The organism is Arthrobacter sp. YN (assembly GCF_002224285.1).
In the GTDB taxonomy this organism is placed as follows: domain Bacteria; phylum Actinomycetota; class Actinomycetes; order Actinomycetales; family Micrococcaceae; genus Arthrobacter.
In genome coordinates, this window is record NZ_CP022436.1 from 438,160 (window position 1) to 463,460 (window position 25,301).

At 63.8% G+C, this 25,301-nt stretch carries 24 protein-coding genes, 1 tRNA gene, 1 pseudogene and 1 riboswitch; of the genes and pseudogenes, 16 read left to right on the forward strand and 10 right to left on the reverse strand.

The features are described 5' to 3' along the window. Nucleotides 1-21: 21 nt before the first annotated feature. The 6 genes and pseudogenes from CGK93_RS02105 (at nucleotide 22) to CGK93_RS02130 (ending at nucleotide 5,854) form a co-directional block, all read left to right on the forward strand. The gene (locus CGK93_RS02105; RefSeq protein WP_232481518.1) at nucleotides 22-855 is read left to right on the forward strand and encodes a helix-turn-helix domain-containing protein; all 834 of its coding nucleotides are present in this window, start codon (nucleotides 22-24) and stop codon (nucleotides 853-855) included. A gap of 134 nt (nucleotides 856-989) precedes the next feature. Further along, nucleotides 990-1,943: an ABC transporter substrate-binding protein gene (locus CGK93_RS02110; protein WP_232481519.1), complete on the forward strand. Its 954-nt coding sequence runs from the start codon at nucleotides 990-992 to the stop codon at nucleotides 1,941-1,943. Next, nucleotides 1,940-2,821, forward strand: a complete 882-nt coding sequence (locus tag CGK93_RS02115; protein ID WP_089593394.1) for a siderophore-interacting protein — start codon at nucleotides 1,940-1,942, stop codon at nucleotides 2,819-2,821. The genes CGK93_RS02110 and CGK93_RS02115 overlap by 4 nt, the downstream gene beginning before the upstream one ends. Next, entirely contained in the window at nucleotides 2,822-3,916 is a 1,095-nt protein-coding gene (locus CGK93_RS02120; protein WP_089593395.1) for a Fe(3+)-siderophore ABC transporter permease, read from the forward strand. Beyond that, nucleotides 3,916-5,000: pseudogene (locus CGK93_RS02125) on the forward strand (FecCD family ABC transporter permease). Before CGK93_RS02120 ends, CGK93_RS02125 begins: the two are co-directional and overlap by 1 nt. After that, the gene (locus CGK93_RS02130; RefSeq protein WP_198318331.1) at nucleotides 4,997-5,854 is read left to right on the forward strand and encodes an ABC transporter ATP-binding protein; all 858 of its coding nucleotides are present in this window, start codon (nucleotides 4,997-4,999) and stop codon (nucleotides 5,852-5,854) included. Before CGK93_RS02125 ends, CGK93_RS02130 begins: the two are co-directional and overlap by 4 nt. A 14-nt stretch (nucleotides 5,855-5,868) precedes the next feature. Here CGK93_RS02130 and CGK93_RS02135 read toward each other — a convergent pair whose 3' ends face one another. After that, nucleotides 5,869-6,765, reverse strand: coding sequence for a LysR family transcriptional regulator (locus CGK93_RS02135; RefSeq protein WP_089593396.1), 897 nt, complete (start codon nucleotides 6,763-6,765; stop codon nucleotides 5,869-5,871). A gap of 137 nt (nucleotides 6,766-6,902) precedes the next feature. Between CGK93_RS02135 and CGK93_RS02140 the strand changes: the two genes are divergently transcribed. Together CGK93_RS02140 and CGK93_RS02145 are read left to right on the forward strand one after the other, a co-directional pair. Further along, nucleotides 6,903-8,285: an MFS transporter gene (locus tag CGK93_RS02140; protein ID WP_089597121.1), complete on the forward strand. Its 1,383-nt coding sequence runs from the start codon at nucleotides 6,903-6,905 to the stop codon at nucleotides 8,283-8,285. A gap of 4 nt (nucleotides 8,286-8,289) precedes the next feature. Then, complete coding sequence (locus CGK93_RS02145) at nucleotides 8,290-9,039, forward strand: 3-hydroxybutyrate dehydrogenase (protein WP_089593397.1); 750 nt, start codon at nucleotides 8,290-8,292, stop codon at nucleotides 9,037-9,039. A 13-nt stretch (nucleotides 9,040-9,052) separates the two neighbouring features. On the opposite strand, the gene CGK93_RS02150 is transcribed toward CGK93_RS02145, so the two are convergent. Then, on the reverse strand, nucleotides 9,053-9,430 hold the full coding sequence (locus CGK93_RS02150) for a winged helix-turn-helix transcriptional regulator (RefSeq protein ID WP_089593398.1): 378 nt from the start codon (nucleotides 9,428-9,430) through the stop codon (nucleotides 9,053-9,055). A 106-nt stretch (nucleotides 9,431-9,536) separates the two neighbouring features. Between CGK93_RS02150 and CGK93_RS02155 the strand changes: the two genes are divergently transcribed. Then, a complete protein-coding gene (locus CGK93_RS02155) occupies nucleotides 9,537-10,400 on the forward strand; it encodes an SDR family oxidoreductase (RefSeq protein ID WP_089593399.1) in 864 nt (287 codons plus the stop codon). Between the two features lie 81 nt (nucleotides 10,401-10,481). On the opposite strand, the gene CGK93_RS02160 is transcribed toward CGK93_RS02155, so the two are convergent. Next, entirely contained in the window at nucleotides 10,482-11,918 is a 1,437-nt protein-coding gene (locus CGK93_RS02160) for an amino acid permease (RefSeq protein WP_089593400.1), read from the reverse strand. Nucleotides 11,919-12,180: 262 nt separating this feature from the next. On the opposite strand from CGK93_RS02160, the gene CGK93_RS02165 reads away from it, so the two are divergent. Next, nucleotides 12,181-12,987: an IclR family transcriptional regulator gene (locus CGK93_RS02165; RefSeq protein WP_089593401.1), complete on the forward strand. Its 807-nt coding sequence runs from the start codon at nucleotides 12,181-12,183 to the stop codon at nucleotides 12,985-12,987. Nucleotides 12,988-13,018: 31 nt separating this feature from the next. Here CGK93_RS02165 and CGK93_RS02170 read toward each other — a convergent pair whose 3' ends face one another. Next, complete coding sequence (locus tag CGK93_RS02170; protein WP_089593402.1) at nucleotides 13,019-13,447, reverse strand: SRPBCC family protein; 429 nt, start codon at nucleotides 13,445-13,447, stop codon at nucleotides 13,019-13,021. A gap of 162 nt (nucleotides 13,448-13,609) precedes the next feature. On the opposite strand from CGK93_RS02170, the gene CGK93_RS02175 reads away from it, so the two are divergent. The 3 genes from CGK93_RS02175 (at nucleotide 13,610) to CGK93_RS02185 (ending at nucleotide 17,380) form a co-directional block, all read left to right on the forward strand. Continuing rightward, on the forward strand, nucleotides 13,610-15,337 hold the full coding sequence (locus CGK93_RS02175) for a urocanate hydratase (protein ID WP_089593403.1): 1,728 nt from the start codon (nucleotides 13,610-13,612) through the stop codon (nucleotides 15,335-15,337). 4 nt (nucleotides 15,338-15,341) lie between these two features. Then, nucleotides 15,342-16,934, forward strand: a complete 1,593-nt coding sequence (gene hutH / locus CGK93_RS02180; protein ID WP_089593404.1) for a histidine ammonia-lyase — start codon at nucleotides 15,342-15,344, stop codon at nucleotides 16,932-16,934. Nucleotides 16,935-17,131: 197 nt separating this feature from the next. After that, nucleotides 17,132-17,380, forward strand: a complete 249-nt coding sequence (locus CGK93_RS02185; protein ID WP_089593405.1) for a hypothetical protein — start codon at nucleotides 17,132-17,134, stop codon at nucleotides 17,378-17,380. Nucleotides 17,381-17,493: 113 nt separating this feature from the next. On the opposite strand, the gene CGK93_RS02190 is transcribed toward CGK93_RS02185, so the two are convergent. The 5 genes from CGK93_RS02190 to CGK93_RS02210 all read right to left on the reverse strand — a co-directional run bounded on the left by CGK93_RS02190 (nucleotide 17,494) and on the right by CGK93_RS02210 (nucleotide 21,078). Further along, the gene (locus CGK93_RS02190) at nucleotides 17,494-17,715 is read right to left on the reverse strand and encodes a hypothetical protein (protein WP_089593406.1); all 222 of its coding nucleotides are present in this window, start codon (nucleotides 17,713-17,715) and stop codon (nucleotides 17,494-17,496) included. A gap of 182 nt (nucleotides 17,716-17,897) precedes the next feature. Further along, nucleotides 17,898-17,968: transfer RNA gene (locus CGK93_RS02195), tRNA-Cys, on the reverse strand. Between the two features lie 114 nt (nucleotides 17,969-18,082). Beyond that, nucleotides 18,083-18,541, reverse strand: coding sequence for a hypothetical protein (locus tag CGK93_RS02200; protein ID WP_089593407.1), 459 nt, complete (start codon nucleotides 18,539-18,541; stop codon nucleotides 18,083-18,085). A gap of 56 nt (nucleotides 18,542-18,597) precedes the next feature. Beyond that, nucleotides 18,598-19,548 carry a formimidoylglutamase gene (gene hutG, locus CGK93_RS02205; protein WP_089593408.1) on the reverse strand — a complete coding sequence of 317 codons (951 nt, stop codon included), beginning with the start codon at nucleotides 19,546-19,548 and terminating at the stop codon, nucleotides 18,598-18,600. Between the two features lie 87 nt (nucleotides 19,549-19,635). After that, nucleotides 19,636-21,078, reverse strand: a complete 1,443-nt coding sequence (locus CGK93_RS02210) for an NCS2 family permease (RefSeq protein WP_089593409.1) — start codon at nucleotides 21,076-21,078, stop codon at nucleotides 19,636-19,638. A gap of 114 nt (nucleotides 21,079-21,192) precedes the next feature. On the opposite strand from CGK93_RS02210, the gene CGK93_RS02215 reads away from it, so the two are divergent. Further along, a complete protein-coding gene (locus CGK93_RS02215) occupies nucleotides 21,193-21,855 on the forward strand; it encodes a copper resistance CopC family protein (protein WP_089593410.1) in 663 nt (220 codons plus the stop codon). A gap of 174 nt (nucleotides 21,856-22,029) precedes the next feature. Continuing rightward, nucleotides 22,030-22,198, forward strand: a riboswitch (cyclic di-AMP (ydaO/yuaA leader). Between the two features lie 3 nt (nucleotides 22,199-22,201). Next, a complete protein-coding gene (locus tag CGK93_RS02220) occupies nucleotides 22,202-22,990 on the forward strand; it encodes an NlpC/P60 family protein (RefSeq protein WP_089593411.1) in 789 nt (262 codons plus the stop codon). A gap of 147 nt (nucleotides 22,991-23,137) precedes the next feature. Here the strand turns inward: CGK93_RS02220 and CGK93_RS02225 are convergent, their stop codons facing one another. Further along, entirely contained in the window at nucleotides 23,138-23,830 is a 693-nt protein-coding gene (locus tag CGK93_RS02225) for an FAD-dependent monooxygenase (RefSeq protein WP_089593412.1), read from the reverse strand. Between the two features lie 416 nt (nucleotides 23,831-24,246). Here CGK93_RS02225 and CGK93_RS02230 point away from each other — a divergent pair, with 416 nt between their 5' ends. Further along, nucleotides 24,247-25,284, forward strand: coding sequence for a universal stress protein (locus CGK93_RS02230; protein WP_089593413.1), 1,038 nt, complete (start codon nucleotides 24,247-24,249; stop codon nucleotides 25,282-25,284). Nucleotides 25,285-25,301: the final 17 nt, after the last annotated feature.

Sequence of the window (25,301 nt, forward strand, 5' to 3'; positions counted from 1 at the left end):
ACCTAACTTCGAGAAGGCCAGATGACCCGCCAAGCTATATCGCAATCCGGACAGACCGTGCCACAGGCGACGGCAGGGGTGGAGGCACAGCAGGTCAATGGTGTCTACACGCAGTATTTCGAGTGCGCGACGCCCGCAACCTGGACTGAACATGTCCACACTACCCATGAGTTGCTGTGGGGTGCCCGCGGGGTCCTGACGGTGGAAGCCGACGGCGGCTTCTTTGCCGTACCGGCCACCCTGGGCCTCTGGATCCCTGCGGGCGTGGTCCATGCTGTGAAATCCACGCAGGGGACGGGGTTTTACTGCTCGCACATTGACGGCCAGGTCATGCCCCATCTGGCGAGTCGGACCGTGGCGGTGACGGTGCCGGCTGCAGCGCAGGAGTTGTTGCGCCACATGAGCGCGTTCGATATGGACGACTCCATCCGTGAACGCTCGGAGCAGGTGGTGGTGGGGCTTTTGGATGTTGTGGATGCCCGGCCGATGCTGCTGCCGATGCCCACGGACCCCCGGCTGGAACTCATAGCCCGGGCGCTCTTGGATGATCCCGCCTTGGACCGTTCCCTGGAGGAGTGGAGCGTGAAGGTTGCCATCAGTGTCCGTAACCTTTCCCGCCTGTTCCACAAGGAAACCGGCATGACGTTTGCGCAATGGCGTATCCATGCCAGGGTGCGGGTTGCCTTGGGGCTGCTGGCTGCCGGCTACCCCGTTTCTTCGGTCAGCAGACGGGTGGGTTACAACAACCCGAGCGCCTTCGTTCAAGTGTTCCGAAAGGTGATGGGGCACACCCCTGGCTGGTACGTGGCCTCGCTTAAGGCCGGAAACCATCACTCTTTGGCCGGTTCCGAATAGATTCCAGCGGTTTCTCAGGCCTACCCGTTGTTAGGGTAGGTATACCTAACTTCGGCAGCCGCTGCGAGAGCCCATCAACGGGCCGCGGCCGCCATGGGAGCTCTCCGTCTCCCCTGAGAACCAAGAGGACCGCAGTGATTTCACGCTCCAAAACCATGTCTGCCGCCGTTGCGGCCCTGGCATCCGCAGCCCTTCTCCTCAGCGGATGTGCCACTACCGATGCCAGCGCCAGCGCGAAATCGGAAACCCGCACCGTCACCAGTGAGGTCAAAGAGGTCAGCATCCCCGCGGAACCCAAGAAGGCTTTGGGCATGTACACCACGGACCTGGACATGCTGATCACGCTGGGCATTCCACTGGCCAGCCAGCAGCCCATCCGCGACAGCGGTTACACGGGCTTCCCATCCTTCTTTGACCAGGAAGCACTCAAGGGCATCACGCCCTTCACCAACTACCCGGAATTCAACTTCGAGGCCATCCTCAAAGCCCAGCCGGACGTCATCCTGAACGGCCTGGGCTACGACAAGGAGCTGGACGGCAAGCTCTCCGACATCGCTCCCACCTACACGTTCAACGGCTTCGACGGCAGTGACTGGCGCACCAAGTTCAAGACCGTAGCCGAGGCCTTCGACAAGACGGAGCAGTACCAGGCGTGGATGGACAAGTACCAGGCAAAGGTGGACGACATAAAGAAGCGTCTGGCCGCCGCCGGTAAGAGCGACCTGGTGATTGGCCCCGTGGATTACTACGAGGACCAAGTCTCGGTCAGTTGCTATGGAACGCCGTGCCTGGTCATCAAGGACCTGGGCCTGAAGGTGTCCCCGCTGGCCGACGGTGAAGGCTCCAAACTGAGCGCCGAGCAGTTGGAACAGCTCAACGGCATCGATGCCATCATCACCACCGAGGTCCCCGAAAAGGACGGCGCCAACCCGGACGCCTTCGCCCCGCTGGCCAACAACAAGCTGTGGACCTCCCTGCCCTTCGTGGCCAACAAGCAGATCCACACGTACGACCTCGAGATGATCTACGGCTCCCCGAGCGGCCAGTACGCACTGCTGGAGAAGTTCGAAAAGGCCCTCCTGTCATGATGAGCATCTACCGGGCCGGGGTCCTCGCCACCCGCCGTTTGACGCCTGGAATGGTGCGGATTACCTTCGGCGGTCCCGGCCTGGCCGGCTTCGACACCACGGGCGTCGGCGACGAATATCTCCGGGTCTTCCTCCCCGATCCGGGCACACATGAGGCACGGCTGCCCATCTCCGCCGGCGACTCCTGGGACTGGGCGCCTGACGTTGACCCGTCCGCCATGCGGACCTACACGGTCCGCGCTGTGGACCCTGTCGCCGGAACGGTGGACATTGACTTCGTCGTTCACGACGGCGGGTTGGCAGCTTCCTGGGCGCAGCGCGCCCAGGTGGGTGACGTCGTCGGGCTTAACTCGCCTACCGGACTGTACGAACCCCCGGCGGACCTCCAGTGGCAGATCCTGCTGGCCGACGCTACCGGCCTCCCCGCCGTCGCGCGGTTGGTGGAGCAGACGCCGCCGGGAGTTCGGACGCGCGTCCTGATCGAGGTAGAGGAGCCTGCGCATCAGCAGGAGCTGACCCTGGGCGCCGGAACCGAGGTCGCCTGGATCCATGGCGGCAACGGCCACAGCCAGTCCCGGCTGGACGAGGTCCTGCGCTCCATGGAGTTGCCCGGCGGCGTGGGCTACATCTGGGTGGCCGGGGAAACCAAGGTGCTGCGCGGGATCCGCAAGTACCTTCGGCACGACAAGAAGCTGACGCCCGAGTCCTACAAGCTGATCGGCTACTGGACGGACAAGAGCGAGGCATGGGAAGAGCGTTGGGAAAACCTCGACGCCGAAACCCGCCGCTGGTTCGACGATCTTTGGTCCAACGAGAAGCGCGATCGCGAGGAAATCGTGGACCTGCAGGACGCCAAGTTCGAATTGCTGGGCCTCTAAATGGCGTCTGGAACCATGGCGCCGCGCCCTGTCATCGCTGAACCGCAGGACGGGGCGCCGGCTCTTTCTGCAGGTGCTCGCCCTGCCGGGTTGGTGGCCGTGAACCGGTACCGCTTCCTGGGACTTCTTGCAGCGATTGCCGCGCTGGCCCTGGTTCTGTGGCTAAGCCTGGTGGTGGGGTCCAAGGACGTGGACATGGGCAATCTCTGGTCCGCCATCACCGCGTACAACGGCACGCCGGAGCACGTCATCATTCACGACCTCCGCCTGCCCCGCACTGTCACCGGAGTGGTGGTGGGCATCGCCCTCGGCCTGTCCGGGGCGCTGATCCAGGCCTTGACGCGCAACCCGTTGGCGGACCCCGGCATCCTGGGCGTCAACGCGGGTGCTGGCTTCTTCGTAGTGCTCGGGGTTGCGCTGTTCGGCGTGACCAGCATCCACGAGTACGTCTGGTTTTCGTTCGCCGGTGCCGTGGTTGCCACCGTAGCTGTGTATTTCATCGGTTCGAGGGGGAGGGGTGGCGCGACACCACTCCGCCTCACCCTTGCCGGCGTTGCCCTGGGAGCAGTCCTGGGCGGAATATCGTCAGGGATCACCCTCTTGCGGCCCGCCGTGTTCGACAGCATGCGCAGCTGGAGCGCCGGGACGTTGAGCAACCGTACGTGGGAAATCTTCACCACCGTGGCGCCTTTCATCCTGGTGGGGACGCTCATAGCACTCGCCCTCGCGCGGCCCCTTAACGCCGTGGCCATGGGCGACGACACCGCCAAGTCCCTCGGCGCCAACATCCTCCGCACCCGGGTTTGGACCATCGTTTCCGTTACCCTGCTCTGCGGTGCCGCAACGGCCGCCGCAGGACCCATCGGCTTCGTGGGGCTCATGATTCCGCACGTAGCCCGGTGGATTGTCGGGCCGGACCAGCGCTGGATTCTGGCCTACACCCTGGTGCTTTCGCCTGTGCTGCTTCTCGTATCTGACATTGCCGGCAGGCTGGTGCTCCGCCCCGGCGAAATGCAGGTGGGCATCATCACCGCCTTCATTGGTGCACCTGTCCTGATTTGGCTCATTCGACGCCGGAAAGTGAGCACGTTGTGATGCGCACCGAACCCGCGCCCTCCATCCAGCAGGCCCGTTCCATCGACTTCGGACGCCGGACCCTTGCTGTCCGCCGCTTCGGCGGGCGGCTCTCACTGCGGGTCGACGTCCGCACCCTTGTTGTCACCGCCGTCCTCATCGCCGCCGCCCTGGCGTTCGCCGTCGTCGCCCTTGGCCTGGGTGAGTTCAGCGTTGCGGTTCCGGACGTCGTATCGGCGCTGCTGGGTCAATCCAGCGGAGCCGTGCACATGGTGGTGGTGGAGTGGAGATTGCCCCGCGTCCTCCTGGCCCTTTTATTGGGGCGGCCATGGGGGTCAGTGGGGCAATTTTCCAGTCGCTGACGCGCAATGCGCTGGGGAGTCCGGACGTCATCGGCTTCAACACCGGCGCCTACACGGGGGCCCTGGTGGTCATCCTGCTGATGGGTGGCGGCTACTTTGCCGTGTCCGCCGGTGCGTTGGTGGGCGGCCTGGTGACTGCTGCGTTGGTGTACCTGTTCGCGTATAGGAAGGGCATCCAAGGGTTCCGACTCATCATCGCCGGCATTGCTGTCAGTGCCATGTTGGCTTCCGTGAACACTTTCATGATCCTCAAGGCGTCCTTGGAGCAGGCGATGTCCGCTGCCGTCTGGGGTGCCGGTTCGCTGAACAAGGTCTCGTGGGACCAGGTGCCGCCCGTGCTGGGTGTCTTTGTGCTGCTGCTGGCCGTGTTGGCGTTTTACGGCAGGCGGTTGGGGCTCCTGGAAATGGGCGACGACGCCGCCAGGGCGTTGGGCGTTCGGCTGGAGGGTTCGCGGTTGGTCCTGGCAGTGGTGGGCGTGGCGTTGACCGCGATGGTCACCGCTGCGGCCGGACCGATCGCATTCGTCTCCCTTGCCGCCCCGCAACTGGCCCGCCGGTTGACCCGGTCCGCCTCAGTAGGAATGGTTCCCTCCGCGGCTATGGGAGCCTTCCTGCTGGTGGCCAGCGACATCGTGGCGCAGAACCTGTTCGCGCCGATCCAATTGCCCGTGGGTGTGGTGACCGTCAGTATCGGCGGCTGCTACCTCGTGTGGCTCCTTGCCCGCGAAGTGAAGCGGCAATGAGCCAAGAAGTGAAGGAGATTGCTGTGACTGATGTGTTGGATGTTCCGGCTTCTGTTGGCTCGCATGTTGTGGGCGCCGTTTCGCGGCTCCGCGCCGAGAACGTGAGCCTCGGATATGCCGGCCGCGCGGTGTCTGAGGCGCTTGACGTGCGCATTCCCGATGGCGAGTTCACCGTCATTGTCGGGCCCAATGCCTGCGGAAAGTCGACGCTTTTGCGTGCGCTGTCCCGGCTGCTTGAGCCCAGTTCCGGTTCCGTGTTGTTGGATGGCAAGAGCATCTCCTCCTACGGGGCCAAGGAAGTTGCGCGACGGTTGGGGCTCTTGCCGCAGACCTCCATCGCCCCCGACGGAATCACCGTGGCAGACCTCGTTGCCCGCGGCCGATACCCACACCAGAAGTTGCTGCGCCAGTGGTCAGAGGCTGACGAAGCCGCCGTGGTTGCTGCCCTGGACGCCACCAACGTGACCTCGCTGTCCGGGCGTCTGGTGGACGAGCTCTCCGGTGGGCAGCGGCAACGCGTCTGGGTTGCCATGGTCCTGGCCCAGCAAACCCCGTTGCTCCTGCTGGACGAGCCCACCACGTTCCTGGATATCGCGCACCAGATTGAGCTGCTGGAACTGTTCCGGCGGCTCAACCGCGAAGGGAACACCCTGGTGGCCGTGCTGCACGACCTCAACCACGCCTGCCGCTACGCCACGCACCTCGTGGCCATGAAGGACGGGGCCGTGGTGGCCGAGGGGCGGCCGGCTGATGTCGTGACTGCTGAACTGGTGGAGCATGTGTTCGGCCTGCCGTGCATCGTGATCGATGATCCCGTGAGCCACACGCCGCTGGTGATCCCGCTGGGGGCGTGATGCACCTCGGCGGGCTATTCAGCCCCCAGCAACTCCTCCCGCCGCTGCTCGGTCTCCTCGCGCAGGGCCTGCACGACGGCGGCAACCGCGGGGCGGCGCATGGAGTCCGGGCGGAGGACCATCCAGTAGGGGAGCAGCTCCGCGAAATCCGATGGCAGCAGGCGCATCAAATCAGCGTGCCGGTCGGCCATGAAGCACGGCAGAAACCCGATGCCGGCCCCTGCCCTGGTGGCCTCGACATGCACGAACACGTTGGTGGAGCTCAGGCCGTCGCGCATGGTGGGGACCAGCCGGCGGGGAGCATCCAGATCATCCACTTGGAGCATGGAATCCACAAAGTAGACCAACTGGTGCTGCGTGAGTTCCTCGATGCTTGACGGGGTGCCGTTGTCCTCCAGATAGGCACGGGACGCGTACATCCCCAGCCGGTATTCGCCCAGCCTGATCGCTTCGGCCCGGTGCACCTGCGGCGTCCCCACCACCACTTCGATATCCAGGCCGGAGCGTTGCTGCAACGCCCTTCGCGTCACCGTCACGATCTCCACGCTCAGCCCAGGGTGCTCCCTCCGCAAACGCGCCACCGCAGGGGCCGCGATATAGGCGCTGAAGCCATCGGTCGCGGTCATGCGTACGACGCCGGTGATAGGGTCGGGCGCGCGGTCGCTGGGTCCCAGCGCCCCCACCGCCGCCTCGATCCGCTCCGCGACCAGCACGGCTTCCGCGCCCAGCTCCGTCACCTCCCAACCGCCCGCGGCACGCGCGAGGATCCTGCCTCCCAGCGCCTTCTCCAGCGCCGCTATCCTGCGCGAAACGGTGGTGTGGTTGAGCCCCAAGGCTTGGGCCGCCGTCGTAAATTTTCCTGAACGTGAGACGGTCAGGAAAATGAGGAGGTCATCCGGGTTCGGCTTCATATCTGCAATTTTGCACACACAGGGTGCTGCTTTGGTCATTGAGACACAACAAATCTGCGGCAATACTCAGTGGAGCATGTCGTGTTGTGGATCACATCACGTTCAAAAGGGTCAAAGAGGACACTGAGGAGATGGATATGAGCGTAGAGCAGCGCTCCGCATCAAAAGCAGGGAAGGGCGCCGGCGAAGGCTCCGGACTGAAGAAGATCGTCGCGGCCTCAATGGTGGGCACGGTGGTGGAGTGGTACGAGTTCTTCTTGTACGCCACGGCCGCCACGCTGGTCTTCGGCAAGTACTTCTTCCCGAGCACCGGCAATGAACTGGACGGCATCATCCAGGCGTTCATCACCTACGCCGTCGGATTCGTTGCCCGCCCTCTCGGTGGCATCGTGTTCGGCCAGATCGGCGACAAGCTCGGCCGCAAGCCCACGCTGCAGTTGACCATCGTGATCGTGGGCGTCTCCACGTTCCTGATGGGCTGCCTCCCGGGCTTCATGGACATCGGGTACTGGGCTCCGGCCATGCTGGTGGCGCTCCGCTTTATCCAGGGCTTCGCGCTCGGCGGCGAATGGGGCGGCGCCGTTCTGTTGGTGGCTGAGCACAGCCCCAACAAGTCCCGCGGCTTCTGGTCATCGTGGCCACAGGCAGCAGTCCCGGTAGGTAACCTCCTGGCTACGGCCGTCCTGTTCACCATGTCCACGGTCCTCAGCAGCGAAGCCTTCCTCGGCTGGGGCTGGCGCGTAGCGTTCTGGCTCTCCGCCGTGATCGTGTTCGTTGGCTACTACATCCGCACCCACGTCACCGAAGCCCCCATTTTCCTCGAAGCCAAGGCGCAGGTGGAGGAGTCCAAGGCCATCAGCTACGGTGTTGGCGAAGTCATCCGCAAGTACCCCAAGGGCATCCTTCAGGCCATGGGCCTCCGCTTCGCAGAGAACATCATGTACTACCTGGTGGTGAGCTTCGCGATCGTCTACCTCAAGAGCGTCCACAAGTACGACACCTCCTCGCTCCTGCTGGCACTCCTGATCGCCCACGTCATCCACTTCCTGGTCATCCCTCAGGTGGGGCGCCTGGTGGATTCGTGGGGACGCAAGCCCGTGTACCTGGTGGGCGCGATCGCCGGCGCAACCTGGCCGTTCTTCGCCTTCCCCATGTTCGATACCAAGAACGCCGTGATCATTGTGCTCGCCGTAACCATCGGCCTCTGCCTGCACGCCTTCATGTACGCGGGGCAGCCGGCCATCATGTCCGAACTCTTCCCCACCCGCATGCGCTACTCGGGTGTATCCCTGGGCTCGCAGGTCACCTCGATCTTTGCCGGCTCACTCGCGCCGCTGCTGGCAACCCAGTGGCTCAAGGACACTGGATCCTGGGTTCCCACAGCCATCTACCTGGTAGTCGCTTGCGCCGTCACCGTCGTGGCCGTTGTTTCGCTGAAGGAGACAAAGGGCATCGCGCTCCAGGAAGTCGACGAGGCCGACGCCATCCGCCACGGACTCACTACCGCCTCGAAAGGCTGATTCGATGGACAACTCCTTGATCGGACGCAAAGCACTGGTGACCGGCGGGGCGAGCGGGATCGGGGCTGCCTGCGCCCGTGCGCTCGCCGCCCGCGGGGCGAAAGTCGTAGTGGCCGACGTCGATGCCTCCGGAGCTGCGGCGCTCGCCGACGAGCTGGGCGGCACAGCCTGGACGGTGGACCTACTGGATGTGGACGCCTTGGCCGCACTGAGCCTGGATTGCGACATCCTGGTCAACAACGCCGGCATCCAGAAGGTCGCGCCCATCGAGGAGTTCGAACCCGCGGAGTTCCGGCGGATCCTGGCTCTGATGCTGGAGGCGCCGTTCCTCCTCATCAGGGCCGCCCTCCCGCACATGTACGCCAACGGGTTCGGCCGGATCATCAACATCTCGTCGGTCCACGGGCTCCGCGCCTCGGCGTACAAGAGTGCCTATGTCTCCGCCAAGCACGGCCTCGAAGGGCTCAGCAAAGTCACTGCCTTGGAAGGTGGCGAGCGCGGTGTCACCTCCAACTGCATCAATCCGGGCTATGTACGCACGCCCTTGGTGGAGAAGCAGATCGCCGATCAGGCCCGGCTCCACAGCATCCCCGAGGCCGAGGTCCTGGCCAAAGTGATGCTCACGGAGTCCGCGGTGAAACGGCTGGTGGAGGTGGAGGAGGTTGCGTCGTTGGCGGCGTGGATGGCCTCCGACGACGCCGGTATGGTCACCGGCGCGAGCTACACCATGGACGGTGGCTGGTCGGCCCGGTAGCGCGCCTTGGGCGTTAACTTTGGCTGCCGATGATTTCCTCGGCGTTCTCGTAGGCCCAGGTGACCAGGGGGATAAGCAGTGCCGTGAGCTCGCGGCCGCGTTCAGTCAGGCTGTAGTCCACGCGCGGCGGGATGACGGGTTGTGCGTCGCGGCGTACAAGTCCGTCCCGTTCGAGCGTTTTCAGGGTTTGGGCCAGCATTTTTTCGCTGATGCCCTCAGCGCGTCGGCGCAGTTCGCTCCATCGCTGATCTCCCTCGGAAAGCGAAAGCATGATCAGCACTCCCCATTTGCTGGTGATGTGGTCCAGAACCGTTCGACTGGGGCAGCCGGCAGGGAAGACACCGTCCGCGACGCCGGCCGGGAGGGGAGCCAAGAGGGTACTTACTTTCATGTTAGTACCTTACCTTAAAGTGCGTACTCTCTTTCGGGAAGTTATCTGCGGAAGGTGTGGTTGTGATCGATGACCGACCCCTTAACTTCCTTGAAAGGAACCAGTCATGAGCATCGTCATTACCGGAGCAACAGGCCAGCTGGGCCGCCACGTCATAGAGGCCCTCCTCGAGCGCAATGTCCCCGCTGACAGCATTGTGGCCACCGGGCGCTCCATCGAAAAGCTGTCCGATTTTGTTGCCCGCGGCGTTCGCGCGGTTGCGATGGACTACGATGACGCTGCTTCAGTGGCCCAGGCGCTTAAGGGTGCCACCAAGGTCCTTCTCATTTCGGGAACCGCCATCGGTCAGCGGGTAGAGCAGCACCGCACGGTCATCGAGGCAGCAAAGGCCGAGGGCGTGGAGCTTCTGGCCTACACCAGCATTGCCAACGCAGACACCACCCGCATGAAGCTGGCAGCAGAGCACCAGGCCACGGAATCCATCCTCAAAGAATCCGGCGTCCCCTTCGCGCTCCTTCGCAACAGCTGGTACTTCGAGAACTACACTGACCAGTTGCCGGGAACGCTGGCGCAGGGAGCACTTGCGGGCAGCGCCGGAAACGGCAAGGTTAGCGCCGCCTCCCGCGCAGACTACGCGCAAGCTGCGGCCGCGGTTCTGGTCGCGGACCACCAAGCCGGCAAGATCTACGAATTGGGCGGGGACGAGGCCTTTAGCTTGGATGAGCTGGCCGCCGAAATCAGCGTTGCATCAGGGAAGTCCATCGAATACCGGGACCTCCCGGCAGACCAGTACGCTGCTCTCCTGACGGGCGCAGGGGTACCGGAAGGCTTCGCGCAGATCCTGGCCGATACTGATCTGGGCCTTGGCCGCGGCGAACTGTTGGTCACCACGGGTGATCTCCGGAAACTGATCGGGCGCCCGGCAACTGCCTTGTCCGAAGCCGTACGTTCCGCTGCTTCTGCCATCTGAGCCGAGCCCCCTCGCGAGACTACAGTTAATGCCAATGTTCGGCATGAACATTGGCATTAACTGTAGTTTCGGCGCAGGGAATCAGGCGGTCTCGTCCACCAGCTTTGCCCGGCGCAAGCCGCCCCCGCGGACCCACAGTTTGTAGGCCACGAACAGGAGGACCAGCCAGGTGCCGCCTACATACAGGGCTACCCGGGTGTCCTCGAAGACGCCGAGGATCACGATCACCATTGCCATAAACGCCATGGTCAGGACGGACGCAGCCGGCCACAGCGGAGAACCGAATTCCGACGCCGGCAGCCCCTTGCGCTTGATCTCCCGCTTCATGGCCACGTGCGATGCCAGGATCATCACCCAAACCCAGACGGTGGCAAAGGTTGCGATCGACGCGATGAGCACAAAGACGTCTTCAGGAATCACGGCGTTCAGCACGACGCCAATCAGCAGGATGCCGCCCATCATCACCACGGTCATCCAGGGAACCCCGTGCCGCGAGATCTTGCTGAAGCTCTTCGGCGCGTGACCCTGTTGAGCGAGTCCGAACAGGATGCGGCCGGCCCCAAAGATGTCGCTGTTGATAGCGGAGAGCGCGGCAGTGATGACCACAGCGTTGAGGATGTGCGGTGCGGCCGGGATGCCCAGGCCGTCGAAGATCTGCACGAACGGGCTGCCGCTGCTGCCGATTTCGTTCCACGGGAAGATGCTCATCAGCACACCCAACGTCAGTACGTAGAAGAGCAGCACGCGGACCGGCACGGTATTAACTGCCTGCGGGATGACCTTCTTGGGGTTGGTGGCTTCGCCCGCTGTAATGCCGATGGTTTCGATCCCGCCAAAGGCGAACATCACCACGGCGAATGCGGCCAGGAGCCCCTCGAAACCGTTCGGGAAGAAGCCGCCGTGATTCACCAGGTTCCCCAGTCCCGGTGCCACGCCACCGCCGTCGCCCGTTTGGAAGCCGAACACCACAATCGCTGCACCGCCCACGACCATGGCGATGATCGCCACCACCTTGATGAGCGAGAACCAGAACTCGAGTTCGCCGAACACCTTCACGCTGAGCAGGTTCATGGCGCCAAGGAACAGAATGATGGCCAAGACCCAGATCCATCTGTCCACCTGGGGGAACCAGAAACCCATATAGATACTGAAAGCAGTGACATCGGCGATGGCCACAATGGCCATCTCGAACACGTACGTCCACCCGGTCACGAAACCCGCGAACGGTCCCAGATACTTGGACGCGTACTGGCCAAAGGAGCCCGACACGGGGTGTCGGACGGCCATTTCGCCGAGTGCGCGCATCACCATGAACACGGCCGCGCCGCCGATGATGTAGGCCAGCAGGACGGCCGGGCCGGCTTTCTGAATCGCAGAAGCAGAGCCGTAGAAGAGGCCCGTACCGATTGCGGATCCGAGGGCCATGAAGCGGATGTGGCGGACGTTCAGGCCTCGGCTGAGCGCCGTACCCGCGGCCTGGAGGACAGAGTTCTCCGCAGCCAGCTTGGTTTGTTGCATAGTAAAACCTTCTCGTCTTTGGGAGGGGATCGCTATCCAGCACATCACTTTTGGGCCTCTTGTGATCGGACTCACGGGGGTTTGGTGTCTTTGATCGCAGACACTGCTGCTGAGTGCCTTTGATGGTAAGCAGAGTCTGGCATTCCAGACATCGCAACGGCGTGGTGGTCTGGTGCGTGCCCTGCCAAGGGTGCACGCTTGAGTACGGGATACCGGACAGTCGTTTGGTTCGCTGGTCCCAAACCCCGAGCAGTGAGGAACCATGACAACGTCGCCAGTGGCACCCGGCAAGGCCACTTCCAAAGTCCCTGCCGCCGAGAACACCCTGCGGATCCTGAAGCTTCTGGCCTCGCGACGCGGCCCAATGGCGGCGTCAAACATTGCCACGGCACTGGGTCTGCCGCGATCCAGTGTTTACCACCTGCTGGGTGTGATGGAGGCCAACGGCTTCGTCCTGCACCTCCACGAAGAGCAGCGTTACGGGCTCGGCATCAGCGCCTTCGAACTCAGCTCGGCATACTCGCGCCAGGAGCCTTTGTCACGGCTTGGCCGGCCCATGCTCGCGTCACTGGTTGATGTGATCGGCGAGAGCGCGCACCTCGCGGTGCTCCATGGCCGCGACGTCCTCTACATCGTGGAGGAACGCGCCAAGAACCGCCCCAGCCTGGTGACCGACGTCGGGGTCCGCTTGCCCAGCCACCTCACCGCCTCAGGCCGCGCCATCCTGGCCGCACTGCCAAAGTCGCAGGTCCGCGCGCTGTATCCGAACGCCGCTGCCTTCACTTCGCGGCATGAGGTGGAGTTCCCCATCATGAAATACTCCGCGTTGTCCTCTCACCTCGATCAGGTGCGGCAGCGTGGCTATGCCACGGAAAACGGCGAAATCACGCCGGGATTCGGCTCCATCGCCGCCGCGGTGACCGACCACGTTGGATGGCCGACGGCGGCAGTCGCCGTCACGTTCTTGGAGGACAAGGTGCCGGCTGAGCAATGGCCGGTCCTCGCTGCCCGCATCCGGAAGGCGGCAGACGAACTGTCGGTCCGGATCCACGGCCGTCCTGGCAACTAAGAACTTGGGTCCATGACGTGCCCTCGTACTGTCATGCCGTATCGCTTTCGACGAGTTTTCGGAAAGTCTCCAACTCGCCTTTGAAGCTGCCCTTGTAGGACCCCATGGCGAATAGCCGCCCGAAGATTCCGGCGATAAATCCCTGGGTGACGAAAACTTGGTTGATGCGCGTGCCGTCGCCTTCGGCAGTGAAGGTCACGTCCGACTCGCCCTTCAATATCGCGTTGCCGAAACGGGTACGGATGTGCCAAGGCCGCTGGACGGCGAGGATTTCGGTGGGACTGGCCATCCGCCCGAACCACAGGGTGTAGCGGCTGCCGGGCTCATCAATCGAACCAACCAGGTCGCCCGCCCGGGTGACTCCGCCGATCCACTCGGGATACCGGTCAAGATCCGTCCAGGTCGCGAAAACCTGTTCGGGTGGTGCTGCCACAAGGGTCGATATACGGAACGTTGCCATGGGTCCAGCATGCGCTCATTGATGCTCAAATGCGAGAGGTTGAGTGGGTCTGTAATCCCGGACAGCACCACTCCAAAAGCCGTTCCCGCCGCGCGATAAAGGGGCTTTAGTAGAAGCAGAAGATCTTTCCAGCACACACTTCCCACTGACGAAGGAGCCACCATGGCACCCGCCGATTTCACTACAGGAGCCCGCCCGGTCAAGGCTGCCCGGGGTACGGAGCTGACTGCTAAGTCCTGGCAGACGGAAGCACCCCTGCGCATGTTGATGAACAACCTCGACCCCGAGGTCGCCGAGCGTCCGGACGACCTGGTCGTCTACGGTGGCACCGGCCGCGCAGCGCGTTCCTGGGCCGCGTTCGATGCGATTACGCGGACCCTGGAAACCATGGAGAAGGATGAAACCCTTCTGGTGCAGTCGGGGAAGCCGGTGGGTGTGTTCCGCACGAATGAGTGGGCACCGCGGGTTTTGTTGGCGAACTCGAACCTGGTGGGGGATTGGGCGACGTGGCCCGAGTTCCGCCGGCTCGAGGCTGAGGGCCTGATGATGTACGGGCAGATGACGGCCGGGTCGTGGATTTACATCGGTACCCAGGGCATCCTGCAGGGTACATATGAGACGTTTGCCGCCGTGGGGAACAAGCTCGCCGCGGAGGGGCGCCACCCGGCACCGGCGGCAGCCGGTTCCACCGAAGGTCCGCTGGCGGGCACCCTGACATTGACCGGTGGTTGCGGCGGCATGGGCGGCGCCCAGCCGCTGGCTGTCACCCTGAACGACGGCGCGTGCCTGATTGTTGATGTGGACGAGTCCCGCCTGCGCCGGCGTGTGGGGAAACGGTACTTGGACGAGCTCGAAACCGATCTGGACACCGCGATCGCGAAGGTCCAGGCCGCGAAGGATGAGCGCCGCGGCTGGTCCGTCGGTTACGTGGGCAACGCCGCTGAGGTCTTCCCCGAACTGCTGCGCCGCCACAAGGCCGGCGAGGTGACGTTCGATGTAGTCACGGACCAGACGTCCGCGCATGACCCGTTGTCCTACCTGCCCGAGGGCATCACCGTGGCCGAGTGGCACACCGAAGCCGAGGCTGATCCGGACGGGTTCACCAAGAAGGCCCAGGCTTCCATGGCCCGCCACGTCCAGGCGATGGTGGAGTTCCAGGACGCCGGAGCTGAGGTCTTTGATTACGGAAACTCGATCCGTGACGAGGCCCGGAAGGGTGGGTATGACCGTGCGTTCGAATTCCCAGGCTTCGTCCCGGCCTACATCCGCCCGTTGTTCTGCGAAGGCCTGGGTCCGTTCCGCTGGGTCGCGCTCTCGGGCGATCCGGAGGACATCCGCGTCACCGATGAAGCCATCAAGGAGCTGTTCCCGGAGAACAAGCACCTGCACAAGTGGATTGATGCCGCGGCCGAGCGGGTGGAGTTCGAGGGCCTGCCGGCACGTATTTGCTGGCTCGGGTACGGCGAACGCCACAAGGCTGGTCTGTTGTTCAACCAGCTCGTCGCCGAGGGCAAGGTCAAGGCTCCGATCGTGATCGGCCGTGACCACCTGGACTCCGGTTCCGTGGCGTCCCCCTACCGGGAGACCGAGTCGATGAAGGACGGCTCGGACGCGGTCGCTGACTGGCCGTTGCTGAACGCACTGACCGCTGCATCTTCGGGCGCGACCTGGGTGTCCATCCACCACGGTGGTGGTGTTGGTATTGGCCGGTCCATCCACACTGGCCAGGTTTCCGTGGCTGATGGCACTGAACTGGCAGCCCAGAAACTGGAACGGCTCCTGACCAACGACCCCGGCATGGGCGTCATCCGCCACGTCGACGCCGGCTACGACCGCGCCATCGACGTCGCCAACGAACGCGGCGTCCGCATCCCCATGAATGAGAACTAAGAACATGACTATTACTTCAAATGAGCAACTGACCGTCACCCTCGGCTCCAGCGGCGTCACTCCGGAAGACGTCGTCGCCGTCGCACGCCACGACGCCAAGGTGACCATTTCCCAGGACGCCCTGGACAACGTGGCTAAGGTCCGCGCCCACATTGACGATCTCGCTACCAGCGATGTTCCGGCGTACGGCATCTCCACCGGCTTCGGTGCCCTTGCCAACCGCCACATCCCCAACGATCTCCGCACCCAGCTGCAGAAGTCGCTGATCCGCAGCCACGCCGCCGGCATGGGCCCGGCCGTGGAACGCGAAGTGGTCCGCGGGATCATGTTCCTCCGCGCCAAGACCCTTGCCTCCGGCCGCACAGGCGTCCGCCCCGTGGTTCTGCAGACCATGGTGGACGTCCTCAACGCCGGCATCACTCCACTGGTCCGCGAGTTCGGTTCGCTGGGCTGCTCCGGCGACCTCGCACCGCTGTCCCACTGTGCGCTGGTCCTCATGGGCGAAGGCGAAGCAACGGGTCCCGACGGCGAACTCTACGGAACCGCTGGCAAGCCGCCTGTTGCTGAGCTGCTCGCGCAGCACGGCATCGAGCCGGTCACCCTCGCCGAGAAGGAGGGCCTGGCCCTCGTCAACGGCACCGAAGGCATGCTCGGCATGCTCCTGATGGCCATCGCCGACATCCGTTTGCTGCTTGCGACGGCGGATGTCACCGCCGCGCTCAGCGTCGAGGCGCTGCTCGGCACGGACCAGGTGTTCCTGCCGGAGCTCCACGCCGCGCTGAGGCCGCACCCCGGCCAGGCTGCCAGCGCGGACAACATGCTCCGCGTGCTGTCCAACTCGCCGATCGTTGCTTCCCACCGGATCAACGACACCAAGGTCCAGGATGCCTACTCGCTGCGTTGTGCCCCTCAGGTAGCCGGCGCCGTGCGCGACACTGTGGACCACGCTGCACTGGTGGCTTCCCGCGAACTCGCCGCAGCGATCGACAACCCGGTGGTCCTCCCGGACGGCCGCGTTACGTCCAACGGAAACTTCCATGGCGCCCCCGTGGCTTATGTCCTGGACTTCCTGGCCATCGCCGTGGCGGACCTTAGCTCCATCGCCGAGCGACGCACGGACCGCATGCTCGATCCCGCCCGCTCGCACGGTCTTCCGGCCTTCCTCGCCGGAGACCCCGGCGTTGACTCCGGCCTGATGATCGCCCAGTACACGCAGGCCGGCCTGGTCTCGGACAACAAGCGTCTGGCCGTGCCCGCATCGGTGGACTCCATTCCGAGCTCCGCCATGCAGGAAGACCACGTGTCCATGGGCTGGCACGCTGCCCGGAAGCTGCGAAAGGCCGTGGAGAACCTTCGCCGCGTGCTCGCCGTCGAGCTTGTCACCAGCGCCCGCGCCATTGACATGCGGACTCAAATGTCCGACGGCGAACTCACCCCGGGTCCCGCCGGTACGGCAGTGCTTGAGGTGCTTCGTGAAGTAGTCCAGGGGCCGGGCACCGATCGGTTCCTGTCGCCGGAACTGGAAGCGGCTGACCGTTTGGTTGGCTCCGGCGCGGTCCGCGCGGCCGCCGAATCCGCCGTCGGGATTTTGGCCTGACGTCGAATAAAACGCTCATTTGATGGGCATCTTTGTCACGCCCCGGTCTTTGTTCGCAACGCAAGGGCCGGGGCGTGGCAAATGTAGTAGAACTTATGGTGTACGTCACGTCCACAACAACGGTGTTGTGGGCTTGACGGTCAATCGTCAACAACTCAATACACAACAGAGAACATCCACAAAGGGGTAGAAGTTCAATGAAGGCACGCGGAGCAGTCCTGTCCAGGCGAAGCGCTCACTCGGCTACGGTTTCCGACTGGAAGACGCTGAACGTTGGCGAGGCGGTGGAAGTGGTCAAGTATGCCCACGTGATTGCCACCGGCCGGGTCGAGGAAATCTCCAGCAGCGGGAACGTGGTGTGGCTTGAGCACTCCGGCCCGGGCGTTACCGAAGAGGGCAAGGAACTGTTCATGAAGTCCGACGGCGTGACTCTCCGCCGGGCATAGCTTAAGCAGGGCATAGCTTAAACAAAAACCGGGGCTCGTTCCCTTCCGCGGGTAGTAGATGCGGAAAGGAACGGGCCCCGGTTTTGCGTCGCTGCCGGAAATACGTTGGGGTATCAGGCAGCGAGTACTTCGCGGGTCTGGCCGAAGGGAACGGATTCGTCCAGAGCCACGGTGTAGGTGCCGGGCTCGTGGCGCGTCACCAGAATTCCGCAGGCAGCGTCTGCTGCTGCGTTTTCGATCAGGGCATCCACGGCGCGGTCGAGTCCGTCGTGGATCTCGTCTGCCTTCGAGAAGGACAGGCGAATTTCGCGTTCTGCAGTCATTGCAGGGGTCATTGGGGGCCTCCTATTACGTGCCGCATGCGAGGGCGACCCATCAATCATAGTGGCTGACCGCCGAAAATATGTAAGATGACTGGCAGTCGGGTGACCTGCGTCTCATTCGAAGTCTGGGTATGGAGGTACCCCTTCCACCCCTGCCGACCCCCGCGAGTTGGCGCAGCGGCAGGTTTCCTTAGACGTGGTGGCGGGATTCGAACCCGCGTGCGCTGCTTTGCAGGCAGCTCCCTGGCCTCTCGGGTACACCACGTGCCAATGACACTAGGTGCACTCAAGCGGGCACGGCAAAGTTCATTTCGCAGGCTTTCGCAGTGCTACCCAGGCTGTCGCCAGGCGACTCAGCGTTGCGCAAGGTTGCCGCCCGTTAAGCTGTGGACGCCTTGGCGCGACCCACAGCGAACGACACCCCTGCGGCCACCAGCAGCGTGAGGATCGCAGCCGCCATGTGGGTGTAGAGGAGGAGGTGGATGTCGCCGCCACCGGATGCGGTCCCGATTGGCACATCCCCGGCAGACACATCCCCCAAGTCCGGGCCGCCGTGCAAGTGGTCCAGGAATCCGTTGCCGGGGAAGTACCCTCCGAAAGCCTCGAAGCCGAAGTGCAGCAGCTGCTGTGCCAAGCCGGAAAAGAGCAGCAGCAACAGCGGTCCGTGAACCCAGCGGGAAATGAGCTGGGCGGCGAGCGCGCACAACGCGGCGAACGCCAGGAGGACAGGTATGGCAGGAGCGCTGCCGCCCGCGAACATGTGGGCTGCGATTCCCAGAGCCACAGCTATCGGACCTGCAACCCAAGCCCACTTGTCTTGCACAGGAGTTCCGCGCATCGCCATCCTTCCCTCCCCACAGAGTAGGCGGAGGAAGGCGGCTGGAAAAGGGAACGCTAGGCGAGCAGGGCGTTCACCAGCCGCGCAGCCACTTTCGCGGTGCGGTGATCGATATCAAACTCCGGGTTCAGCTCCGCTACGTCCAGGTGCAAGAGCTTCCCGCTCGCAGCAACCTGCCGGCAGACGGCGCTGATCACTGGCAAAGGCACGCCATAAGCTGCGGGTGCGCTCACCCCAGGGGCCACGGATGCCGGCATCACATCCAGGTCGATGGTCAGGTACAGCACGTCCACGCCGGCCAGGAAATCGGCAACGAAAATCTCCACCGCCTCCGGGGTGCACAGCTCATCGAGCAGGTACTTCACACCCAGGCGATCGGCGGTGTCGAAGAGGGTGCGCGTGTTGTTCGGCTCCGAAATTCCGACGACGGCGTACTGCAGTTCCCGGCCGGCGGCGGCTTCTGCGTGGGCCATCTGCAGGAACGGCGTACCCGAGCTCGGTGTGGGCTCGTCACGAAGGTCAAAGTGGGCATCCAGGTTCAGGACACCAAGCCGTTTGCCGCGGACCGTGTCAGAACCGGCCACGCCAAGATAACTGGCGAATGCGGTTTCGTGGCCGCCGCCCAGCACCACGGTGAGGTTTCCGGCGTCGAGCAGTTCCGAAATGGCGCGTCCGGCGCGCTCTTGGCCCGCTTCCAGTGAGTCGTCCTCCACCACCACATCACCGGCGTCGAACACGTCACGGTCAAGATGGAACGCCAGCGGACCCAGCGCCGTGCGGATGGCGGCGGGAGCCGCCGCAGCACCCACCCTGCCTTGGTTGCGGAGGACTCCGGCATCGCTGCAAAAACCAAGCACGACGGCGGGACGCGAGGCGGTTGCGGGCGCGGGCGACGTCAGGGGTGCTACCGCCTGCCACCAGCGGCGGTGTTCAGTGCCGTCTCCGTCGAAACGGCCCGTCCAAGGGCTGGGGTTGACGTCTACGGCGGGGGTGGTGCTTGTTTCCATGCTTCAAGCACACCCGAACGAACACACGAAAACCAGCCGTCTCACCGGGCGAGTGTCTGAAACTCCGGACTTAGGTCCGCAGGAGACCTACTTGACGCCCAGCAGTTCCTCCACGGTTCCAATGCCGAAGAACAGCAGGAACGCACCGGCCACAGCCCACATGAGCGGGTGGACTTCTCGGGCGCGGCCCTGGAAGGTGCGGATCAGGACGTAGGAGATGAAGCCGGCACCGAGGCCGTTGGCGATCGAGTACGTGAACGGCATGAGGGAGATGGTCAGGAACGCCGGGATGCCGACACCCCAGTCCTGCCAATCGATCTTGCCCACCTGGGAGACCATCATGAAGCCCACAACCACCAGTGCCGGGGCCACGGCTTCGAAGGGGACAAGGTTAATCAGGGGTGTGAAGAACATCGCCACCAGGAACAGCACACCTGTGACGATCGAGGCGAGGCCGGTGCGGGCACCTTCGCCGATGCCGGCGCCGGACTCGACAAAGATCTGGTTGGACGAAACGGACGCGCCACCACCTACGATCGCGCCGAGGGCGTCCACCTGAAGGACACGGTCGACGTTGGGGATGTTGCCGTCCTTATCCACGGTTCCGGCCTCGGTGGCCAGTCCCACCATGGTGCCCATGGCATCGAAGAAGATGCTCAGCAGGATCACGAATGCCAGCAGGGCCGCTGCGATGAACCCAAGGTGCTCAAAGGCACCGAACGGGTTGGCCTTGCCGATGAGGGACAGGTCCGGAGCGCCCCATTCCGAGAGGGTGGGAGCCACGAGAGACCAGCCGCGCGGGTTGACGTTCTTGCCATCGAAGCTGGGGCCGATGTGGAGGGTGAACTCGAGGATGGCAGCCAGTGCCGTGGAGACCACGATGCCGATGAGGATGGCGCCGCGGACCTTGCGGACCACCAGGGCGATGGTGAGGATGAGGCCCACTGCGAAAACCAGGGTAGGCCAGCCCATGAGCTTGCCGTCCACGCCCAGGCCCAGGGGAACCGTGGTGCCGGCGGCGTCGGGGATCCGGCGCACAAAACCTGCATTGACCAGGCCGATCAGCGCAATGAAGAGTCCGATGCCCACCACGATCGCCGTTTTCAGCGCTTCGGGTACGGCTTTGAACACGGCGGTCCGGAAACCGGTCAGCACCAGGATGAGCATGGTGATGCCGGAGAGGACCACAAGGCCCATCATGTCCGGCCAGGTGAGCTCCGGGTGCGAGGCGACCGTGACGGCAACGAAGGCGTTGACGCCCAGCCCGGTTGCGACGGCGAACGGGTGCTTGGCCCACGCACCCATGAGGATGGTCAGGATGCCCGCCACGAAGGCCGTCGTAGCTGCGACGGCCGTGAAGCCGAGGGATGCCCCACTGGAATCCGCCCCGGAGAGAATCAGCGGGTTCAACACCACGATGTAGCTCATAGCGAAGAACGTTGCGAAGCCGCCACGAATTTCCCGCGAGTACGTGGATCCACGTTCAGTAATTTTGAAGTAGCGGTCTACTGCAGAACCTTGCTTAAGCATGAAGGACTCCGGGGATCGGGGGGAGTGTGCCCTCAAATCCTATGCGGTCCGGTACGGGCGCTCCGGACGATTCGCCTAGTCTGTAAGGAAGCCAACACTAGGAGAAACCGCCCCATGCGTACCATCCGCCCGCTTCTGGCCGCCGTCGTCGCTGCTCTTGCCTTCGCGTCCGCCTTGCTGTTTTCTGCGGCACCCGCGTCCGCCCACGACGTCGCTGAATCCACGACGCCGGCCAATGGCACCAGCGTCACAGACGTCCCGGCGTCGGTTTCCATTACGTTCAACAACCGGCCGCTCGCCATCGGCTCGGGCGTGACGGTCACGGCAGGTGGCGAAAACTGGGCCGATGGCCCCGTGGAGATCATCGACAACCAGGCGGTCCAGAAGCTGCGCGAAGGAGCTCCGGCCGGCGAATACACGGTGGTCTGGCGGGTCGTCAGCAGCGATTCCCACCCCATCGAGGGCACCTTTACCTTCACGGCCACCGCGGGAAGCACGACGACGACCAGCGGCTCGGCGGCCGCCTCTCCTTCCGCTTCAGCACCGTCGGCTTCGACACCTTCAGCAGCGGTGCCGACGGCGGGAACCGCGGCCCCGGGAACTGCGGCGCCGGGAACCGGTAACAGCGAGCCAGCTGCGGATGCCTCCCAGCCCTTCCCGTGGAGCATTGTGGGCCTGGCGGTTGTTGCTGTCGGTCTCGTTATTTTTCTGGCTGTTACAGCCCGCAGGAAACTCGCTGCTTCGAACGACGCTGATGGCGATTCTCCCGCGGAATAACGGGGTTTTCTACGTAGCTGCGAAGATCTCGAAACGGTTACTGCGACACGCCAGAAGCATACTTCTCGTTACTTAAATGTGACTTCCGCGTGATCATCGCGTACGGTGGTACCTGTGCCTGTTCCACGTAGCGGGCACTTCCGGCCTGATTGCCTAGCTCTGCCGCAGTCCGGAATCCGTTCGCAGACAAACCTTACGGCAGAGACGGGGAACCCATTTTAGGCCGCTTTCGAGCGTGCCTTGGGGTGAAGTCACGATGCTTCCGCTCAACAGCGGGAGATAGTGGCCGGGTGACTCCCATCCGAATCCGACAGCTAACCTCGCAGGCATCGGGAGAGGCTCTTTCATGTCTTCACGCATTCTTCGCGGCCGTCGTAAGGCGGACAGCGTACGTCCTAATCCGTTCATCTCCATCTCCAAGGCAGTTGCCAGCAACGCTTCCGGCGCTGGCCGCCAGGCAGCTGTTATCGCTGCAGCCTCGGGTCTTGTGTTGACCGGCTCCATTGCAGCTCACGCTGCTGAAGCTCCGGTTCAGCGGGATTCCAGCCCGGCCACGGTCGCTGAGACCGTTTCAGCCGACGCACCCACCCAGGTTGTAACCGCCCTGGCTACGGCTACGGTCAACTTCGAGCGCCCGGCTGTTGCTTCCGTTGCAGCTCCGGTTATCGAAAAGCCTGCACCGGTTGCTCCGGCTCCCGTTGCCAAGAAGGCAGCAGTCACCACTGCCGCCGCAAAGGCTCCTGTTGCCAAGGCTGCTGCTGCCGCTCCGGCCGCTGCTGTTCCTGCTCCTGCGGCTGCTGCTGCCCCGGCCGTTGGTGGCGTCAATGCCGCCATGGTTGCCTCGGCTTACGCCCAGATCGGCATCATGCAGGACTGCACCGCCATGGTGGAGCGCGCACTCGGCTCCGCAGGCATCCCCGTTGGCGACCTCGGTCCCATGCAGTTCATGAACTACGGCAAGGTTGTCAGCTCACCCCAGCCCGGTGACATGATCGTCCAGTCCGGCCACGTTGCCATCTACATCGGCAACGGCCAGGCCATCAGCGGTGGCATCAACGGCAACCAGACGGGCATCCACCCGATCAGCTGGTTGACCGCAACGGGTCCCCTGACCTACGTACGCGCTGGCGCATAAGCCTCACGCTTCAGCTCAAAGGCCGGTGTCTTCGAAGAGTTCGTCTTCGAGGACACCGGCCTTTGGTGTTAAGTTATGTGCGGAATAGTTCACAGCCAGGCACAACGCCGGGTTTCGCGGCCGAGCGCAACGCGGGGGTTTGATCTGCTACGCGGTGGCGATGCCCGGCCCTGCCGGGAGGGCCACCTTGGACGATATCGCCTGGCCTACAGCCTTTGCCTGCCGGAGTACTTCCTTGGGTGTGGGCGTAATGAGCTCACCGACGCCTACAAGGTGCATCCCGACGGCCCGCATTGCGGACACCAGGTTCTGGCCGATCGCTATGCCGAGTTCCGCCAGCATTCGGCGCAGTTGGCTCTGCGCGCAGCGCGTGACCACAATATGGTCGGCCAGAAGAACACCGTTGGCAGTGTGGACGGCCCACTGGCGGCGGGTGGATTCAAGGGGCCCGGAGGCATGAAGCCCCGTCCTGAGCCCGGTAGTGGTCATGCTGGCAGCCAGTCCATAGCCGATCTGCTGGGAAGGGTCGGAGCCAAGGAAATCGAGGCGGACAGCCCGTGTGGTGCTGCGGACATCCAAGTGATGGCTTGCGGCGTAGTTCCGCAGGTGGCGGAGGATCTCGTTCCGCTCCTGCATGGCTGCGGGATCGGCTGCATCGCAGCGTTGGAGCATACCGGTGTGTACTGACGGGCCGGTTGCGGACAACGTGCCGAACCCGTCCACCACTATGGAGTTCACGCCGTAGCGGCTGAGCTCACTGGCAACTGCCAAGCCGGACAGGCCGGCTCCGATGACCACGGTGGTGGTGCGCTCCGTGGCGGAATCAGGCGTGAGTGACACTGCTTGGTTCCTCCTTGACGTGTGTGCCGTTAGGCATCGCATGGGGTTCGCGTACGAGTTCCCCAAGCGGCCGCAATAAATGGCCGGAGTGTGCTGTGGAACACGGTTGCCGGCCATTCGGTGACTCGAACACTACCGAACTTTTTCTGCCATGGATAGCCTCCCGGGTCCGCGTGTTCGCGTTGTTCATCCCCAGCGCAAAATGTGGCCCCTGCAACCGAGCCCGGACCGTTATACACATAGCCCAAAGTCACCTTGATTCGGCGTTGCCGACCGAGAATAGTGGGCATTGGGAGAAGGAATTTCCAGGTTTCTTCTGCCCCGGCCATTGACAATGGCGCCAGTAGGGAATCCGAGCCGGAGAACCTCTGGCAGAATGGCCGGAACATCAAGCAGCAGGTGGAGAGGCGGGCCCCATGGACCAGCACAGCAGGCACAATGAAGAGCCACAGGACGGCCAGGACCAAGCAGTGGCGCCAGGTGGCATTGTCGTTGGAGTTGACGGTTCTGAGCACGGGCAGTGTGCGTTGGTGTGGGCGGCACGTGAAGCCGAACGCCGTCAGTTGCCCTTGCACATCGTGACGGCCTACTCCGTTCCCATCTTTGCCGCATCAGGGCTGGATGGGGGCTACGCAACTGTGGATGATTCGGTGATCCGCGAGGGCGCGGACGCGATAGTGAAACAGGCTATGGACAAGATCTCCGGGTATGCCATCGACGTTGACGCTTCCGTGGAGAACGGCGACGCTGCCGGTGTCCTCCTGGATCTCTCGGCAGATGCCGCGCTCCTCGTATTTGGCAGCCGGGGCCGCGGCGGCTTCGTTGGACGCCTTTTGGGATCTGTCAGCAGCGCATTGCCTGCCCACGCCAAATGCCCCACCGTCACGGTCCCGCTGTACTGCGCCGACCGTCTCGGCGAAAACACTGAAGACAAGCACATCAAGGCCGAGCACGCGAAGGCTGGGCCCCGCGCCGTGGAAAACGTAGTCGCGGTGGGCGTGGACGGCTCCGAGCAAGCCCGCGTGGCTGTGCTCGAAGCGGCCGAGCAAGCGCAGCGCATGGGAGCCAAACTCCGCGTCATCTGCGCTGTGCCGCAGTACAGCGGGTCCTTGGCCTGGGTGCCGGCTCCGTTGGACCGTGACGCCCTCTTTGCGGATATCAGGGTGCAGCTTGACGCCGGTGTTGCCTGGCTCAGGAGCCACTTCCCCCAGCTTCCCATTGAGACGGACCTTCGGGACGGGTCACCGGTGGACGTGCTGGTGGAAATCAGCCGCAGCGTCGAACTGGTGGTCCTGGGAACACGCGGACGCGGCGGGTTCGCGGGCATGCTGCTCGGTTCCACCTCGGACGGCGTCCTCCACCATGCCAAGGGTCCTGTGCTGGTCGTTCCGGACCGTGAGGATCCCCGGCTGGCCGACCGTCAGAAGTTTGGGCCAATGCTCGGCGCAGCATAGGCCGCGGGAACCACTGC

What these genes read in the sequence shown, in the direction of transcription:
- CGK93_RS02115 (WP_089593394.1), top strand. Translation starts at nt 1,940, where the DNA reads ATGATGAGCATCTACCGGGCCGGGGTCCTCGCCACCCGCCGTTTGACG.
- hutG (WP_089593408.1), bottom strand. Translation starts at nt 19,548, where the DNA reads ATGGAAACAAGCACCACCCCCGCCGTAGACGTCAACCCCAGCCCTTGG.
- CGK93_RS02215 (WP_089593410.1), top strand. Translation starts at nt 21,193, where the DNA reads ATGCGTACCATCCGCCCGCTTCTGGCCGCCGTCGTCGCTGCTCTTGCC.
- CGK93_RS02200 (WP_089593407.1), bottom strand. Translation starts at nt 18,541, where the DNA reads ATGCGCGGAACTCCTGTGCAAGACAAGTGGGCTTGGGTTGCAGGTCCG.
- CGK93_RS02210 (WP_089593409.1), bottom strand. Translation starts at nt 21,078, where the DNA reads ATGCTTAAGCAAGGTTCTGCAGTAGACCGCTACTTCAAAATTACTGAA.
- CGK93_RS02130 (WP_198318331.1), top strand. Translation starts at nt 4,997, where the DNA reads ATGAGCCAAGAAGTGAAGGAGATTGCTGTGACTGATGTGTTGGATGTT.
- CGK93_RS02190 (WP_089593406.1), bottom strand. Translation starts at nt 17,715, where the DNA reads ATGACCCCTGCAATGACTGCAGAACGCGAAATTCGCCTGTCCTTCTCG.
- CGK93_RS02175 (WP_089593403.1), top strand. Translation starts at nt 13,610, where the DNA reads ATGGCACCCGCCGATTTCACTACAGGAGCCCGCCCGGTCAAGGCTGCC.
- CGK93_RS02105 (WP_232481518.1), top strand. Translation starts at nt 22, where the DNA reads ATGACCCGCCAAGCTATATCGCAATCCGGACAGACCGTGCCACAGGCG.
- CGK93_RS02185 (WP_089593405.1), top strand. Translation starts at nt 17,132, where the DNA reads ATGAAGGCACGCGGAGCAGTCCTGTCCAGGCGAAGCGCTCACTCGGCT.
- CGK93_RS02135 (WP_089593396.1), bottom strand. Translation starts at nt 6,765, where the DNA reads ATGAAGCCGAACCCGGATGACCTCCTCATTTTCCTGACCGTCTCACGT.
- CGK93_RS02155 (WP_089593399.1), top strand. Translation starts at nt 9,537, where the DNA reads ATGAGCATCGTCATTACCGGAGCAACAGGCCAGCTGGGCCGCCACGTC.
- CGK93_RS02230 (WP_089593413.1), top strand. Translation starts at nt 24,247, where the DNA reads ATGGACCAGCACAGCAGGCACAATGAAGAGCCACAGGACGGCCAGGAC.
- CGK93_RS02140 (WP_089597121.1), top strand. Translation starts at nt 6,903, where the DNA reads ATGAGCGTAGAGCAGCGCTCCGCATCAAAAGCAGGGAAGGGCGCCGGC.
- CGK93_RS02150 (WP_089593398.1), bottom strand. Translation starts at nt 9,430, where the DNA reads ATGAAAGTAAGTACCCTCTTGGCTCCCCTCCCGGCCGGCGTCGCGGAC.
- hutH (WP_089593404.1), top strand. Translation starts at nt 15,342, where the DNA reads ATGACTATTACTTCAAATGAGCAACTGACCGTCACCCTCGGCTCCAGC.
- CGK93_RS02170 (WP_089593402.1), bottom strand. Translation starts at nt 13,447, where the DNA reads ATGGCAACGTTCCGTATATCGACCCTTGTGGCAGCACCACCCGAACAG.
- CGK93_RS02120 (WP_089593395.1), top strand. Translation starts at nt 2,822, where the DNA reads ATGGCGTCTGGAACCATGGCGCCGCGCCCTGTCATCGCTGAACCGCAG.
- CGK93_RS02165 (WP_089593401.1), top strand. Translation starts at nt 12,181, where the DNA reads ATGACAACGTCGCCAGTGGCACCCGGCAAGGCCACTTCCAAAGTCCCT.
- CGK93_RS02220 (WP_089593411.1), top strand. Translation starts at nt 22,202, where the DNA reads ATGTCTTCACGCATTCTTCGCGGCCGTCGTAAGGCGGACAGCGTACGT.
- CGK93_RS02145 (WP_089593397.1), top strand. Translation starts at nt 8,290, where the DNA reads ATGGACAACTCCTTGATCGGACGCAAAGCACTGGTGACCGGCGGGGCG.
- CGK93_RS02160 (WP_089593400.1), bottom strand. Translation starts at nt 11,918, where the DNA reads ATGCAACAAACCAAGCTGGCTGCGGAGAACTCTGTCCTCCAGGCCGCG.